The sequence below is a fragment of the Janibacter sp. GXQ6167 genome, from assembly GCF_041365945.1.
Taxonomy (GTDB): Bacteria; Actinomycetota; Actinomycetes; order Actinomycetales; family Dermatophilaceae; genus JBGFSK01.
The window spans coordinates 589,590-603,796 of sequence record NZ_JBGFSK010000001.1; the positions used below are offsets into that span (position 1 = coordinate 589,590).

At 69.1% G+C, this 14,207-nt stretch carries 11 protein-coding genes and 1 tRNA gene; 4 read left to right on the forward strand and 8 right to left on the reverse strand.

The features are described from left to right. Nucleotides 1-3 precede the first annotated feature (3 nt). The 3 genes from AB8K43_RS02635 (at nucleotide 4) to AB8K43_RS02645 (ending at nucleotide 3,031) form a co-directional block, all read left to right on the forward strand. Nucleotides 4-1,539 carry an alpha/beta hydrolase gene (locus tag AB8K43_RS02635; protein WP_370891057.1) on the forward strand — a complete coding sequence of 512 codons (1,536 nt, stop codon included), beginning with the start codon at nucleotides 4-6 and terminating at the stop codon, nucleotides 1,537-1,539. A 95-nt stretch (nucleotides 1,540-1,634) separates the two neighbouring features. Continuing rightward, a tRNA-Thr gene (locus AB8K43_RS02640) sits at nucleotides 1,635-1,708 on the forward strand. 81 nt (nucleotides 1,709-1,789) lie between these two features. Beyond that, nucleotides 1,790-3,031 carry an arginine deiminase gene (locus AB8K43_RS02645; protein WP_370891061.1) on the forward strand — a complete coding sequence of 414 codons (1,242 nt, stop codon included), beginning with the start codon at nucleotides 1,790-1,792 and terminating at the stop codon, nucleotides 3,029-3,031. A gap of 22 nt (nucleotides 3,032-3,053) precedes the next feature. Here AB8K43_RS02645 and AB8K43_RS02650 read toward each other — a convergent pair whose 3' ends face one another. From AB8K43_RS02650 to AB8K43_RS02685, 8 genes are all read right to left on the reverse strand, one after another. Continuing rightward, nucleotides 3,054-3,731, reverse strand: coding sequence for a response regulator transcription factor (locus AB8K43_RS02650; RefSeq protein WP_370891063.1), 678 nt, complete (start codon nucleotides 3,729-3,731; stop codon nucleotides 3,054-3,056). Then, the gene (locus AB8K43_RS02655; RefSeq protein WP_370891064.1) at nucleotides 3,728-6,343 is read right to left on the reverse strand and encodes an ATP-binding protein; all 2,616 of its coding nucleotides are present in this window, start codon (nucleotides 6,341-6,343) and stop codon (nucleotides 3,728-3,730) included. Before AB8K43_RS02655 ends, AB8K43_RS02650 begins: the two co-directional genes overlap by 4 nt. Nucleotides 6,344-6,359: 16 nt before the next feature. Further along, nucleotides 6,360-6,932 carry a potassium-transporting ATPase subunit KdpC gene (gene kdpC / locus AB8K43_RS02660; RefSeq protein WP_370891065.1) on the reverse strand — a complete coding sequence of 191 codons (573 nt, stop codon included), beginning with the start codon at nucleotides 6,930-6,932 and terminating at the stop codon, nucleotides 6,360-6,362. 1 nt (nucleotide 6,933) lies between these two features. Next, nucleotides 6,934-8,994 carry a potassium-transporting ATPase subunit KdpB gene (gene kdpB, locus AB8K43_RS02665; RefSeq protein WP_370891068.1) on the reverse strand — a complete coding sequence of 687 codons (2,061 nt, stop codon included), beginning with the start codon at nucleotides 8,992-8,994 and terminating at the stop codon, nucleotides 6,934-6,936. Further along, nucleotides 8,991-10,628 (reverse strand): potassium-transporting ATPase subunit KdpA, encoded by a 1,638-nt coding sequence (gene kdpA / locus AB8K43_RS02670; RefSeq protein ID WP_370891071.1) that lies wholly within the window; start codon nucleotides 10,626-10,628, stop codon nucleotides 8,991-8,993. The genes kdpB and kdpA overlap by 4 nt, the downstream gene beginning before the upstream one ends. Nucleotides 10,629-10,641: 13 nt before the next feature. Beyond that, nucleotides 10,642-10,728 (reverse strand): K(+)-transporting ATPase subunit F, encoded by an 87-nt coding sequence (gene kdpF, locus AB8K43_RS02675; RefSeq protein ID WP_370891216.1) that lies wholly within the window; start codon nucleotides 10,726-10,728, stop codon nucleotides 10,642-10,644. A 95-nt stretch (nucleotides 10,729-10,823) separates the two neighbouring features. Continuing rightward, the gene (locus AB8K43_RS02680) at nucleotides 10,824-11,765 is read right to left on the reverse strand and encodes an alpha/beta fold hydrolase (protein ID WP_370891074.1); all 942 of its coding nucleotides are present in this window, start codon (nucleotides 11,763-11,765) and stop codon (nucleotides 10,824-10,826) included. 282 nt (nucleotides 11,766-12,047) lie between these two features. Then, nucleotides 12,048-12,683 (reverse strand): inorganic diphosphatase, encoded by a 636-nt coding sequence (locus tag AB8K43_RS02685; protein WP_370891077.1) that lies wholly within the window; start codon nucleotides 12,681-12,683, stop codon nucleotides 12,048-12,050. A 91-nt stretch (nucleotides 12,684-12,774) separates the two neighbouring features. Here AB8K43_RS02685 and dacB point away from each other — a divergent pair, with 91 nt between their 5' ends. Then, the gene (gene dacB, locus AB8K43_RS02690) at nucleotides 12,775-14,187 is read left to right on the forward strand and encodes a D-alanyl-D-alanine carboxypeptidase/D-alanyl-D-alanine-endopeptidase (RefSeq protein WP_370891085.1); all 1,413 of its coding nucleotides are present in this window, start codon (nucleotides 12,775-12,777) and stop codon (nucleotides 14,185-14,187) included. The last annotated feature ends 20 nt before the right edge of the window (nucleotides 14,188-14,207 follow it).

Below are 14,207 nucleotides of genomic sequence, written 5' to 3' on the forward strand. Positions count from 1 at the left end.
CCCATGCGTCGCACCCGATTGATCGCCGCCGTCGCGGCCACCTTCCTTGCCACGACCGCGGTGCTCGGGGGGTGCAGTCTCGTGCCGGGCGGCCCCGAGGCGACCGCCCCGGCGTCCGGCGACCAGGCGCCCCCGGACGGGCAGGACGCGCTCGCCCCCTTCTATCGCCAAAGCATCGACTGGAGCGAGTGTTCCGGTGGCGAGTGCGGCACTCTCGAGGTGCCGATGGACTACGCGAAGCCCGACGGAGAGACGATCAAACTCGCGCTCTTTCGGGCCAAGGCGCGCAAGCAGTCCGATCGTCTCGGCTCTTTGGTGGTGAACCCGGGTGGCCCCGGCGGCTCGGGCGTCGAGTACGCGCAGTACGCCGACTTCATCGTGAGTGGGCAGATCCGCGACCGCTTCGACATCGTGGGATTCGATCCGCGAGGGGTGGGGCGCTCGCACCCGATCGATTGCGTGAGCGACGCCGAACTCGACGACTTCCTCGGCATTGACCCCACGCCCGACGACCCAGCCGAGGTCAAGGAGGTCAAGGCGGCGGGGCAATCCTTCGCCGAATCATGCGGCAAGAACGCCGGGCCGCTGCTCGGCCACGTTTCGACCCAAGACGTCGCCCGCGATCTTGACGTGCTGCGCTCGGCGCTCGGCGACGGCAAGCTCACCTATCTCGGGAAGTCGTACGGCACCTACCTGGGCGCGACCTACATCGACATGTTCCCGGACCGCGCGGGCCGGATGGTCCTCGATGGCGTCCTACCGCCGGATATCACCAGCACGGAGATGAGCATCGGCCAGGCGAAGGGGTTCGATCAGGCAACCCGCGCCTGGGCTGCCGACTGCGTCGACCAAGGACGGTGCCCGCTCGGGTCGAGCGTCGATGAGGTCCTCGCGACCATGAAGGACGGGCTAAAGAAGCTCGACAGTAATCCGCTCAAGACCGGCGACGGCTTCGAACTCACCGAGGGCTGGGGGACCGTCGGCGTCGCTCGGGCGATGTACGAGCAGGGCCTCTGGGCGACGCTGACCTCGGCGCTCGTCGATCTCCAGCAGGGGCGCGGGGACAAGCTCGCCGGTCTCGCGATGGACTATGCCGACCGCAACCCCGATGGCTCGTACAAGGGCAACATCATGGAGGTCATCTACGCGGTGAACTGCGTGGACCGACCCGAGCCGACCGGCGCCGACGCCGAACGCGCCCAGCAGGAGATCCGCGATGCGGCACCCATCTGGGGCGAGTCGATGTCGTGGGGCTCGAGCGCCTGCGCATCCTGGCCGGTCAAGGCGACCGGTGAGCCGAAGAAGGTGACCGGCGACGGGGCCGACCCGATCCTCGTCGTCGGGACCACCCGCGACCCGGCCACCCCGTACGAGTGGGCGAAGCGCCTCAACGACCAACTGACGAACTCGGCGCTGATCACTCACGAGGGCGACGGACACACCGCGTACATGCGCCAGAACTCGTGCGTGGACAAGGCAGTCGACACCTATTGGCTCACCGGCAACCTGCCCGAAGGGGGCGACATCACCTGCTCGTGACCGCGGTCGCGCGGGCGTGATTTCCGCGCCCGTCGGGTGATCCGTATACTCATGCCTCGCGCCTTCGGCTGGCTCCGGCCCGCCTTAGCGCAGCTGCCGCCTTAGCTCAGTCGGCTAGAGCGGTTCACTCGTAATGAACAGGTCGTCGGTTCGATTCCGACAGGCGGCTCAGATAATGCCCCCCGGTCCGCCGGGGGGCATTTCTGCTGGTCGAAGGGGGCAAGCGCGGGCTGCGTGACACAATTGGGCGATGAGCGCGCCCACTCCTGGTGTCTACTCCGAAGTCGGGCCGCTGCGGACGGTCCTGGTGTGCGAGCCGGGCCTGGCGCACGAGCGCCTCACCCCCGCCAACGCCAACCAGCTCCTCTTCGATGAGATCGTCTGGGTCGAGCAGGCGCAGGCCGATCACCGTCAGTTCGTGGGGGAAATGCAGGCCCTCGATATCGAGGTCCTGGAGCTCAAGGACCTGCTCACCGATGTCGTCGCCGACCCGGCCGGACGCTCGTGGCTCCTGGACCGCAAGTTGATCGAGGACCTGGTCGGCGTGCCGGCCCGGGACGAACTGCGGGCCTGGCTCGATGACCTACCCGCTCGCGACCTGGCCGAACGCCTGATCGCGGGCATTCTCTTCGACGAGGTCCCACCCGGAGACGGTGCCGACTACCTCGCCGCGCTCGCCCGGCTCGAGGTCCCGCAGTTCGTCCTCCCGCCGTTGCCCAACACCCTCTTCATGCGCGATAGCACGAGCTGGCTCTATGGGGGAGTGACGCTCAACCCCATGCACAGTGCCGTGCGTCGCCACGAGACCTTGCTCGTCACGGCGGTCTACGAGCACCATCCGCGCTTTGCGGGGTCGGACCATCAGGTGTGGTTCGGCGAGCGCGAAGGGCGAGTCACGGGTCATGCGATGGCCGCGGTCGAAGGGGGAGACCTCTTCCCCGTGGGGGACGGCCTGGTCCTGATCGGACTCGGGGAGCGATCGAGCGTCCAAGGCGCGACTCAAGTGGCGCGCAACCTCTTTGCTGCCGGGGCCGCCGAGCGGGTCATCCTTGCTGGCTTGCCGAACGTGCGCTCAGCAATGCACCTCGACACCGTCTTCACCTTCGCCGACCGGGATGTGGTCACCGCCTTCACCCCGGTCACCGACCACATCCAAACGCTCTCGCTGCGCCCCGGTGCTCGTGACGGCGAGCTCGATGCGCGAGCCGACACCGCTCCCTTCATCGAGACCCTCAGCAATGCGATGGGCACCCAGTTACGCGTCATCCCGACCGGAGGCGACGGGATGGCCGCCCAGCGGGAGCAATGGGACGACGCGAGCAACCTGCTCGCGCTGCGCCCGGGACTCGTGGTGGCCTACGACCGCAACACTCAGACCAACGCCGCGCTGCGGGCCGCTGGCATCGACGTGATCGAGATTCCGGCGGGCGAGTTGGGCCGAGGCCGCGGCGGCGGTCGGTGCATGACCTGCCCGATCGTGCGCGACGCGTAGCTCACCCGGGCGTCGGACCGGGTCAGGAGGCGCGCAGGGTGTAGCCGACCCCCGGCTCGGTGATCAGGTACTGCGGCTCGCGCGGGTTGGGTTCGATCTTGCGCCGGATTTGGTTGGCGTAGACGCGCAGGTAGTTGGATTCGCGGCCGTACGACGGACCCCACACCTCCTTAAGGATCGTCTCGTGCGGGACGACCCGCCCCCGGTGGCGCGCGAGGACTGCGAGCATCCGCCACTCGGTCGGGGTGAGGTGGATGATCTCCCCCTTCGCATGCGCGACATGGGTATCGAAGGCCAGCTCGAAATCGCCGGTCACGACGGCTTCGGTCGCTGGCAGATCATCGACCCGGCGCAGGGCGACCCGCACCCGGGCCATCAGTTCGTCCATCCCGAAGGGCTTGGTGACGTAGTCATCGGCGCCTTCGTCGAGCGCCTCGACCTTGTCGTCGGCTTCGTGCCGGGCCGAGAGGACGATGACCGGGATCCGCGAGACGGAGCGGATCCGGCGCAAGACCTCGACACCGTCTAAATCAGGCAGGCCGAGGTCCAAGACCACCACATCGGGGCGTTCTTCCATCGCCTGCACGGCGGTCCGCCCATCCCGGGCGGTGATCACCTCCAGGCCGCGAGCGCGCAGGTTGATCCGAAGGGTGCGCTGGATGGTCTCGTCATCGTCGACGACGAGGATGCGCTGGGTCATGACACCTCCGTGGGCTCGAAGGGGGCGGGGCTCGCCTCTTCGTCGGCGGCGTCGGGGCCGCTGCGAGCCAGGGTCACACACATCGTGAGGCCGCCGCCGGGGGTGTCATCCGCGCTCAGCGTGCCGCCCATGGCTTCGGTGAGGCCCCGGGCTACGGCGAGGCCCAGCCCGACCCCGTCACCGCTCGGGGCGTCGCCGTAGCGCTGGAAGGGCAAGAAGATCGACTCGCGATTTTCCTGCGGCACACCGGGACCGCGATCGACGACCCGGATCTCGACGCGGTCGCCAAGGGCGCTCACGCCGATGTGGACGCCGGTCCCCGTCGGAGCGTGGCGGATCGCGTTTTCGGCGAGATTGGCGATGACCCGCTCGAGCAGGCCCGCGTCGCCCCACGCCGCGCGGGCGTCGTCGTCGACGCTCCAGGACACGCGCCCCGGTTCGGTCAGGGTGCGGATGACCGAGGGGACGAGGTCGGCGAGGTCGATGTGCGCCGGCCGCACCGTGAGCGCTTGCGCTTGCACGCGAGAGGCATCGAGCAGGTTGCCGATCAGCGCATCGAGTCGGTCGGCGCTCACTTCGACGACTTCGAGCAGCTCGGCCTCATCCTCTGGCGAGAAGTCGACCTCAGTGGATCGAAGGGAGCCGACCGCCGCCTTGATCCCGGCGAGCGGAGTCCGCAGGTCGTGCGAGACGGCGGAGAGAAGGGCGGTCCGGGCCAGGTTGTCCCGGGTCAGGGTGCGCTCCGAGGCGGTGGAGCGCTGCAGTTCGCGGCGAGTAAGGATCGCCGCGGCATGCGCTGCATACGCCGAGAGCATCCCTTGCAGGTGTGCCGGGATCGGTGGGCCGACGAGGATCAGGTCGTGGGTGTCATCGATGCCCTCACGGTGGATCTCGGTCCCATTCGGCAGACCCGCGAGTTCCGGAGAGACGGGCCGACCACCGCGTACCGCGTCCGCGGGGAAGTCCGCGCTCGCCTGGACCACACCGACCGGATCGCTCGGGTCGTCCGAGGTGCCGGGCACCGGACGCCGGACCACCGCCGCACCGGTCGCGCCGAAGGATTCGACCGCACCCGTGAGCAGCCGCTCCAACTGGTCGGTCGATGACAGCAGGGTGTGCGAGAGCTCGACGAGGGCGGAGGCTTCCTGCTGCGCGGCGATGGCCTGCGCCGCGCGTCGAGCCTGACCGTGGACGGCCGTCGCGACCGCGATCGCGACGACGATGAAGCACACGAGCGCCAGGGAGTTCTGCGGGTCGGCGATCGTCAAGGTGTGGACCGGCGGGGTGAAGAACCAGTTGATCGCGAGGTACCCAAGGATCGCCGCCCCGACGGCGGGCCAGAGGCCCCCGACGAGCGCGACCGCCACCGTCAGCGTGAGATAGACGAGCACGATGAGCGGCAGATCGGGCTTCGTTGGCACCGCGAGGAGCAGCGCCGTCAGCAGCGCCGTCCCCACCACCGCGCTCACCCACCCGAGCACGATGCGCCGTGGGGCGAGGGCCGAGCGCTGACGATGAGTCGGGGGAAGTTTCGAGGCCTCCCCGTGAGTGACGATGACGACATCGATCTCCCCGGAACCGGCGGTGATGCGCTCGCCGACACCGGGGGAGAGCATCATCGCCGCGCGCGAGCGTCGCGAGGAGCCCAGCACGATCTGGCTCGCATTGACCCCCTTCGCGAAGGTCAGCACCGCCTCGGCGACATCATCACCGGCGACGGTGTGGAAGGCCCCACCGAGCTCGCTCGTCAGCCGTTGGAGGGCGCCGATGTTCGCCAAGGGCGGGCCCGAGAGGCCGTCGGTGCGGGCGACGTGGACGGCGATGAGCTCGCCTCCCGCCCCGCGCGCCGCCAGGCGAGCCCCGCGCCGGAGCAGGGTCGCGCCCTCCGGGCCGCCGGTGAGGGCGACCACCACGCGCTCGCGGGTCGGCCAGGTCCCGTCGATGTCGTGTGCCTGGCGGTAGCGGGCCAAGCCCTCATCGACCCGATCGGCGAGCCAGAGCAGCGCCAACTCGCGAAGGGCGGAGAGGTTGCCGGGCCGGAAGTAGTTCGCCAGGGCCGCGTCGATCCGCTCGGGCGCATAGACATTGCCGTGGGACATCCGTCGGCGCAGAGCCTCGGGCGACATGTCGACGAGCTCGACTTGGTCGGCGGCACGGACCACGTCATCGGGGACCGTTTCGCGTTGAGTGACCCCGGTGATCGCCCGGGTCGCGTCGTTTAACGACTCCAGGTGCTGGATGTTGACCGTCGAGATGACATCGATCCCGGCGTTCAGCAGGTCCTGGACGTCCTGCCAGCGCTTTTCGTGCCGTGACCCGGGCACATTGGTATGGGCGAGCTCGTCGACCAGAGCGACCTCGGGCTTGCGGGCGAGGACGGCATCGAGGTCCATCTCGGTCAGGGTTGCGCCCTGGTGGGTCACCGTCCGGCGGGGGACGACCTCCAGCCCCTCAAGAGAGCCGGCCGTGAAGGTGCGGCCGTGGGTCTCGACCAGAGCGACGACCACGTCGGTGCCACGGTCGGCGCGGCGGCGCCCCTCCGCGAGCATGGAGACGGTCTTACCGACCCCGGGTGCTGCTCCGAGGTAGATCCGCAACTGTCCGCGAGCCATGGCTGATCATCCTCGCCTATCGGGTGCCGAGGCGCGAGAGCGCCACATTGAGCGCGGTGACATCGACTCGGTCGGTGCCGATGAAGCCGGCCACCGAGCCGCTCGTGTGTTCGGCGACCACGCGCTCGACCTCACCGATATCCAGCCCGCGTTCGCGGGCGACGCGCGGCACCTGCAGGGCCGCGTACTCGGGGGAGATGTGCGGGTCGAGGCCACTCGAGCTCGCGGTCAGAGCATCGGCGGGGACTGCCGCCGGGTCTACCCCTTCGCGCGTGGCGACCTCGGCGCGGCGCTCGCGGACCGCCTCCTGCTGTGTGGGGTCGCTGGCGGGCAGGTTCGAGCCGCCGCTCGTCTCGCCGCTGTGATCGCTCGCCGAGGGACGGGCGTGGAACCAGCCGGGGCCCTCGACGGGCTGGCCGAGCAGGCTGGACCCGACGACCCGGTCGTCGACGCGGATCAGCGAACCGTCGGCCCGTGCCGGCAGCGCTCGCGCGGCAGCGGTGACGGCGAGGGGATAGGCGACGCCCAGCACGACGGTGAGCGCCAGGAGGAGTCGAAGGGCGGGGGAGAGGGCACGTGCGGTGGTCATGTCACACCAGTCCAGGGATGAGAGAAACGATGAGGTCGATGAGCTTGATGCCGACGAAGGGGGTGATGATCCCGCCGACGCCGAAGATCAGGAGGTTGCGGCGCAGCAACGCGGCGGCTCCGCCCGGGCGGTAGGAGACCCCCTTCAGCGCCAGCGGGATCAGCGCGACGATGACGAGCGCGTTGAAGATCACCGCCGAGAGCATCGCCGACTCCGGAGACGACAAGCGCATGATGTTGAGCGCGTCGAGCCCGGGGAAGATCCCGACGAACATCGCCGGGATGATCGCGAAGTATTTGGCGAGGTCGTTGGCGATCGAGAAGGTGGTGAGTGACCCGCGGGTGATGAGCAGCTGCTTGCCGATCGCCACGATGTCGATGAGCTTGGTCGGGTCGGAGTCGAGGTCGACCATGTTCCCGGCTTCCTTGGCGGCCGAGGTGCCAGTATTCATCGCGACACCGACATCGGCTTGAGCCAGGGCCGGGGCGTCGTTGGTGCCGTCGCCGGTCATCGCGACGAGGCGCCCGCCGGCCTGCTCCTTCTTGATCAGGGCCATCTTGTCCTCGGGCGTCGCCTCAGCGAGGTAGTCGTCCACCCCGGCCTCGGCGGCAATCGCCTTGGCGGTCAACGGGTTATCGCCGGTGATCATCACCGTGCGGATCCCCATCGCCCGCAGCTCGGCGAAGCGCTCGGCCATGCCGGGCTTGACCACGTCCTTTAAGTGCACGACCCCGAGCACCCGGCGGTGCCCATCATTCGCCTGGCGAGCCACGGCGAGCGGGGTGCCGCCCGCGGCGCTGATCGCCTCGATCTCGGCGTCGATGTCGTGGAGGACGTGGTCCCCGACCTCGTGCACCCACGCGGCGACCGCGCTGCCAGCGCCCTTGCGCAGGCTCGTCCCGTCGGGCAGGTCGACTCCGGACATCCGGGTCTGGGCGGTGAAGGGGACGATCTCGGCGCCCTGCTCGAGCAGGGCGGCGGCTCCCCCTTCGTGCACCGCAATCCCTTGGGCCTCAGCGAGATCCACGATGGAGCGGCCCTCGGGGGTCTCATCGGCGAGCGAGGCGAGGTGGGCGGCGGCGAGGAGCTCTTCCCGGGTGCTGCCGGCGACCGGGACGACATCGCTCGCCCGGCGGTTGCCGTAGGTGATCGTGCCGGTCTTGTCGAGCAGCAAGGTGGAGACATCGCCGGCGGCCTCGACGGCTCGGCCCGACATGGCGAACACATTGCGTTGGACGAGGCGGTCCATGCCGGCGATGCCGATCGCGGAGAGCAGCGCGCCGATCGTCGTCGGGATGAGGCAGACGAGCAGGGCGACGAGCCAGATCACCGGCTGGTTCGTCCCCGAGTAGGACGCCATCGGCTGGATCGCGGTGACCGCGAGCAGGAAGACCAGGGTGAGCGTGGTGAGCAGGATGCCGAGCGCGATCTCGTTAGGGGTCTTCTGCCGCGCGGCGCCCTCCACCAGGGAGATCATCCGGTCGATGAAGGTCTCGCCGGGGCGGGAGGTGATCCGCACGACGATCCGGTCGGAGAGGACGGTCGTCCCGCCCGTAACGGCGCTGCGATCGCCGCCGGACTCGCGCACGACCGGCGCCGACTCGCCGGTGATCGCGGATTCGTCCACGGTCGCGACGCCCTCGATCACATCGCCGTCGCCGGGGATGATCTGCCCGGCGATGACGATCACCTCGTCGCCGAGACGAAGGGCGGTGCCGGGCACCTCTTCGGTCGTGCCGTCGGCGAGGCGCCGGTGAGCGGTCGTCTCGCTCCGGGTCGCGCGCAGGGTCGCCGCCTGAGCCTTGCCCCGCCCTTCGGCGATGGCCTCGGCCAGGTTCGCGAAGAGGAGCGTCGCCCAGAGCCAGAGCGTCACCGCGATCGAGAACGCCGAGGGATGAAGCGCGGTGAGGACGGTGGTGAGGATTGAACCGACCCAGACGACGAAGAGGACTGGGGTGCGGACGACGAGGCGGGGGTCGAACTTGCGCAACGCCTCCGGCAGGGCCTCGCGGGCCGTCGTGAGGAGGGAACCGCGCTGCGGGGTTTCGGAGATGGTGGTCATGACAGGGCCTCCGCGATCGGGCCAAGAGCAAGGGCAGGGAAGAAGGTGAGTCCGGCGACGATCAGGACGACGCCAGCGAGCAGGCCCGCGAAGAGGGGGGTGCCCGTCGGCATCGTCCCTTCCGTTTCGGGTCGGCGAGGTTGGGCCGCAAGGCTGCCCGCGAGGGCGAGGACCAGCACGATCGGCAGCAGCCGGCCGCAGAACATCGCGAGGGCCAAGGTGAGGTTGAGGTAGGGCTGGTCGGCGGTCAGGCCCGCGAAGGCGGACCCGTTGTTGTTCGCCGCCGAGGCGTAGCCGTACATCATTTCGGTGAGTCCGTGGGTACCGGAGGTGAGCAGCGCCCCCTTCGCCACCGGCAGGACCAGGGCGGCCGCGGTCAGGAGGAGGACGAGCGCGGGCATCACGAGGATCGCCAGTGCGGCATAGGTGATTTCGCGCTGTCCGATCGTCTTCCCAAGCAGTTCGGGGGTGCGCCCCACCATGAGCCCGGCGATGAAGACCGCGATCAAGGCGAGGATGAAGAGGCCGTAGAAGCCGGTCCCGACCCCACCGGGTGAGACCTCGCCGAGGATCATGTTGGTGAGCACCATGCCGCCGCCGAGTGGGCTGTACGACTCGTGCATCGAGTTGACCGCTCCGGTGGAGGTGCCAGTGGTGGCGGTCGCGAAGACCGTGGACCAGATCGTCCCGAAGCGCAGTTCCTTGCCTTCGAGGTTCGCGCCGCCCGCGGCCACTTCGGCCCAGGTCGTAAGGGCTGCGCTCACCACCGCGATCCCGGCCATGACGGCGACGAGCGCGTGACCCTGGCGGCGGTCGCCGACTAGGAGGCCATAGGTGCGTGGCAGCGCGAAGGGGATCATCAAGATCAGGAGGATCTGAACGATATTCGTCCAGGCGTTGGGGTTTTCGAAGGGGTGGGCGGAGTTGGCGTTGAAGAACCCGCCGCCGTTGGTCCCGAGGAGTTTGATCGCCTCCTGGCTCGCGACCGGGCCGCCTTGGATCACCTGGGTGCTGCCGGTGACGGCCTGAATCTCCATCGGCGCGGAGAGGTTCTGGATGACACCGCCGATCAGCAGCAGGATCGCGCCGACGGCAGCGATCGGCAGCAGCACCCGCAGGCAGACCCGCACGAGGTCGACCCAGAAGGAGCCGAGCGTGCTCGCGCTGCGCCGCGCGACCCCGCGCATCACCGCGAAGGCGACCGCGATCCCGACCCCGGCAGAGACGAAGTTCTGCACGGTAAGGCCCGCCATCTGCACGGTGTAGCCCGCGCCTGCCTCGCCGCCGTAGGACTGCCAGTTGGTGTTGGTCGTAAAGGACACGGCGGTGTTTAAGGCGGTGTGCCAGTTCATCTCGCGGCCGAAGGACCACGGCAGGTAGCTCTGCCCGAGGATCAGCGCCCAGAGCAGCCCGATCGAGACGAGCGAGAAGGCAACGACCGAGGCAGCGTAGGCCCGCCAATGCATGTCACCGTCGGGGTCGACGCCCGCGAGCCGGTAGATGCCCCGCTCGATCCGGGTGTGGCCGCTCGCTGAGGCGACGCGGTAGAGGTAGGCGCCAAGGGGCGCGTGGGAGAGGAGAAGGATCGCGGCGAGCAGACCCAGCGCGGCGATGAGGAGGATCGCGGAGTTCATTTGGCGGCGTCCCCTAGTAGCGGTCCGGGCGCAGCAGCGCGTGGACCAGGTAGACGGCCAAGGCCAGGGCGATCAGGGCAGATATGACGTACTCGAACACCCGCTCAGCAGACCGCGACGATCGGCCCGCGCGGCCCTCCCTTCGGCCCCGTTAACGGGTCTTGACGCGATCTTGACGCGCCGCGTGGAAGGGGGTCAGGCGGACGGCCGGAGCGCGGCCGCGGAGGGACCCTCCACCCGGGCGATGATCGCCTCGGCGCACGCGGCCGCTTCGAGTTCGGGGAGCCAGTGGCCCTCGTCGAGTTCGATGACGGTGAGCACCTCGGCGGGGTTGATTCCGGCCTGCTCGGCCCTGCGGGCGAGGATGGTCTCGGTGCGCTGGGCTGCCTGCGGGCTGAACGCCACGTCGTCGCGACCCCAGAGGTACGTGGTCGGGAGGACCGGGGTGGGCGTCTCCCCCTTCCCTCGCGCCGGGGTGTTGGAGGTCCCGCGGAGGCGACGCCACCAGCTCGTGAGCGCTCCTTGGAGGCCCAGCGTGATCGACGCGCGGTACCAGGTGAGCGAAGTAGTGAGCACGCCCGGTCGGCGCATCTGGCGGGTGTAGTAGGACGCGAGATCGCGCGGCATTCCCGTGCGCCGCAGCATCGGGCCGATCAGCCAGCGCATGACGAAGGCGGGCAGAATCGGGATCGCGAAGAAGAGCATGTACGCCGACCGCTTCTTCTGGTCGGCATGCTTCATCGCCCACATCATCGCGGCCGGGTGGGGCGTGGAGAGCACGGTGAGCGTGGCGATCCGCTCGGGGTGGCGCGAGGCAAACGTCCAGGCGAGCGCCCCACCCCAGTCGTGGCCGACGAGGTGGACGCGCTCGATCCCGGCGGCGTCGAGCAGCGCGATGACATCGTCAACGAGCTCGCCGATCTCGTAATCGGTCCAGTGCGGAGGGCGTGCTCCCGGAGAGTATCCGCGCAGGTCAGGGGCGAGCGTGCGCAGCCCGGCGGCGTTCAGCCGCTCGGCAATCGGTCGCCAGGCGGTGCGGTCTTGCGGCCAACCGTGGAGCAGGACGACCGGTGGGCCGTCCTCGGGTCCGGAGTCGTCGAGGTCGAAGGTCAGGCCGTCGTGGCTGTAGTACCGCACGCCAGCCACGCTATCGGCCCGAGCCACGAACCTTTCAGGTGGAGGGTTGTGGCGGTCCTGACCGGCACAACCCTCCACCTGAGCGTCTCAGGTCAGAACATGACGAAGGGGGCCCCGCCCAGTCGGCGTGGCCCCCTTCGTCATGTTCTGCCCTGAGACGCTCAGGTGGAGGGTTGTGGTGGTCCTGACCGGCACAACCCTCCACCTGAGCGTCTCAGGTCAGAACATGACGAAGGGGGCCACGCCCAGTCGGCGTGGCCCCCTTCGTCAAACCATCGAGGGTTAGGAGTGGTCGGAGAGGGGCTTGTCCTTGGTCGCGAGCTCACCCTGAGCGCGGGACACCGCCTCGTAGTACTCGCTCGGAGTGTGCGCGGTCGTCACCTCGTTCTGCGGCGGGGCCTCGTGCGCGGGCATACGCCAGCGGGCGGTGGACATGCCCGCCTCCCGGGCGCGTTCGATCGCCTCGCGGACGGTCCGCTCGGCGTCCTCGCGGCCGGCCCAGTGGGCCCCTTCGACGGACTTGCCGGGCTCGAGGTCCTTGTAGGTCTCGAAGAAGTGCTGGATCTCCAGGCGGTCGAACTCGTTGATGTCCTCGAGTTCGGTGATGTGACCCTTACGCGGATCCCCGGCCGGGATGCACAGGATCTTGTCGTCGCCACCGGCTTCGTCGCGCATGTGGAACATGCCGATCGGGCGGGCACGGACCAGGCACCCGGGCCAGGTCGGCTCATCGAGGAGCACCAAGGCATCCAGGGGGTCGCCGTCCTCGCCGAGGCTGTCCTCGACGTACCCGTAGTCGCTCGGGTAGGCCATCGCGGTGAAGAGCATCCGGTCGAGGCGGATTCGCCCCGTCTCGTGGTCGACCTCGTACTTGTTGCGGTGACCCTTCGGAATCTCGATGGTGACGTCGAACTCCACGGCTGCCCCTTTGATCGGCGATGACATGACTTAGGCTCAGTAGGCCAGTCTTCCACCTCATAGGGGATGTCGCCGAACAGGGGGTCACACCATGCGTCGAGCCGTGGCCGTCCTCTGCGCTTTCGCCCTGGTGATCGGCGGGTACCTCGTGGCCGATATCTACGACATCGCGCCCGGCTGGCTCACCCTTTCGGAGCGCGAGCTCGACCCCGCCGAGGGTCCGGTGCCCCACCTGGAGGCCGATGAGGCCGTCCTCACCCCGGTCTCCACGGACACTCCCGTCCCGACGAAGGAAGGGATCACCTCTTCGCTCAAGGAAGAGGTCACCGACCCGGCGCTGGGCAAGAGCGTGGGTTTCATCGTCCGGGATGCGCTGACCGGCGAGGAACTCTTCACCAAGGACGCCGATGCGCCGCGGATCCCTGCGTCGACCGCGAAGATACTCGCGGGAGCAACGGTCAGCCAGACCCTCGATCTCGCCCAAACGATGTCGACGCGGGTCGTCGCGGGCACCTCACCGAATGACCTCATCCTCGTGGCAGCCGGTGACACCCTGCTGGCCGAAGGGAAGGGGTCGGCGACCTCCGTCGAAGGGCGGGCCGGGCTTGGCGATCTCGCGGACGAGGTCGCGCGGGTGCTGAAGGACCGTGGCGTCACCGGCACCCTTCGTCTGCGCCTCGATGCCACGTACGCTGCCGGTCCGCGGTACGCGCCCACGTGGAACATGGACGATGTCGCGGCCGGGTACACCCAGGGCGTCAGCATGATCGGCCTGGCGAAGGACCGCCCGCAGCCCTTCGCGCCATCGCCGCAGTTCCCTGAGCGCGCAGTCCTCACCTCCTTCGCGGCGGCCCTGAAGAAGGCCGGGGTCGCCACCGAGGTCGTCGACACCGAGACCAGTTGGACCAAGGCCGCTCCCGCAGACGCCGAGGTCCTCGGCGATGTCGAATCCGCTCCGATCGGCGACGTGCTCGCCTACGCGCTCGACCACAGCGACAACGCGATGACCGAAAACCTCGTCCGGCAGGCGATGGTGAGCAAGGGCAAGGGGACATCGTTCGCCGATGCGACCGCCTTCGTGACTGAGACGCTCACCGACGCCGGCATCGACATGAGCGATGTCACGCTGAAGGACACGAGCGGGCTCAGCAAGGGCCAGAAGATCCCCGCCCGGGTCATTTCCGATGTCATGCAACTCGGCGTCACCGGTCCGGCACCGACGATGCGTGGCGTCCTCGCGGACCTGCCCGTGGCAGGGGTGACCGGGACCCTCACCGAGCGTTTCCACGCCGACGACAGCAAGGCTGCCGCCGGGATCGCCCGTGCCAAGACGGGCACGCTGACTGGTACCTCCGGGCTCGCGGGAACCACCGTCACCGCCGATGGGCGCCTCCTCACCTACGTCTTGCTCGCCGACCGGGTGCCGTCGACCACCGGAACCCTCGGCGCCCGGGCCGCGTTGGATCGGATCGTCGGCGATCTCACCTCCTGTGGCTGCCGCTGATTGACTGGACGCGAAGGGCG

Bases quoted from the DNA above. Each gene is read 5' to 3' on its own strand.
- AB8K43_RS02650 (WP_370891063.1), bottom strand. From the start codon at position 3,731: ATGACCCAGCGCATCCTCGTCGTCGACGATGACGAGACCATCCAGCGC.
- AB8K43_RS02645 (WP_370891061.1), top strand. From the start codon at position 1,790: ATGAGCGCGCCCACTCCTGGTGTCTACTCCGAAGTCGGGCCGCTGCGG.
- dacB (WP_370891085.1), top strand. From the start codon at position 12,775: ATGCGTCGAGCCGTGGCCGTCCTCTGCGCTTTCGCCCTGGTGATCGGC.
- kdpC (WP_370891065.1), bottom strand. From the start codon at position 6,932: ATGACCACCGCACGTGCCCTCTCCCCCGCCCTTCGACTCCTCCTGGCG.
- kdpB (WP_370891068.1), bottom strand. From the start codon at position 8,994: ATGACCACCATCTCCGAAACCCCGCAGCGCGGTTCCCTCCTCACGACG.
- AB8K43_RS02655 (WP_370891064.1), bottom strand. From the start codon at position 6,343: ATGGCTCGCGGACAGTTGCGGATCTACCTCGGAGCAGCACCCGGGGTC.
- AB8K43_RS02635 (WP_370891057.1), top strand. From the start codon at position 4: ATGCGTCGCACCCGATTGATCGCCGCCGTCGCGGCCACCTTCCTTGCC.
- kdpA (WP_370891071.1), bottom strand. From the start codon at position 10,628: ATGAACTCCGCGATCCTCCTCATCGCCGCGCTGGGTCTGCTCGCCGCG.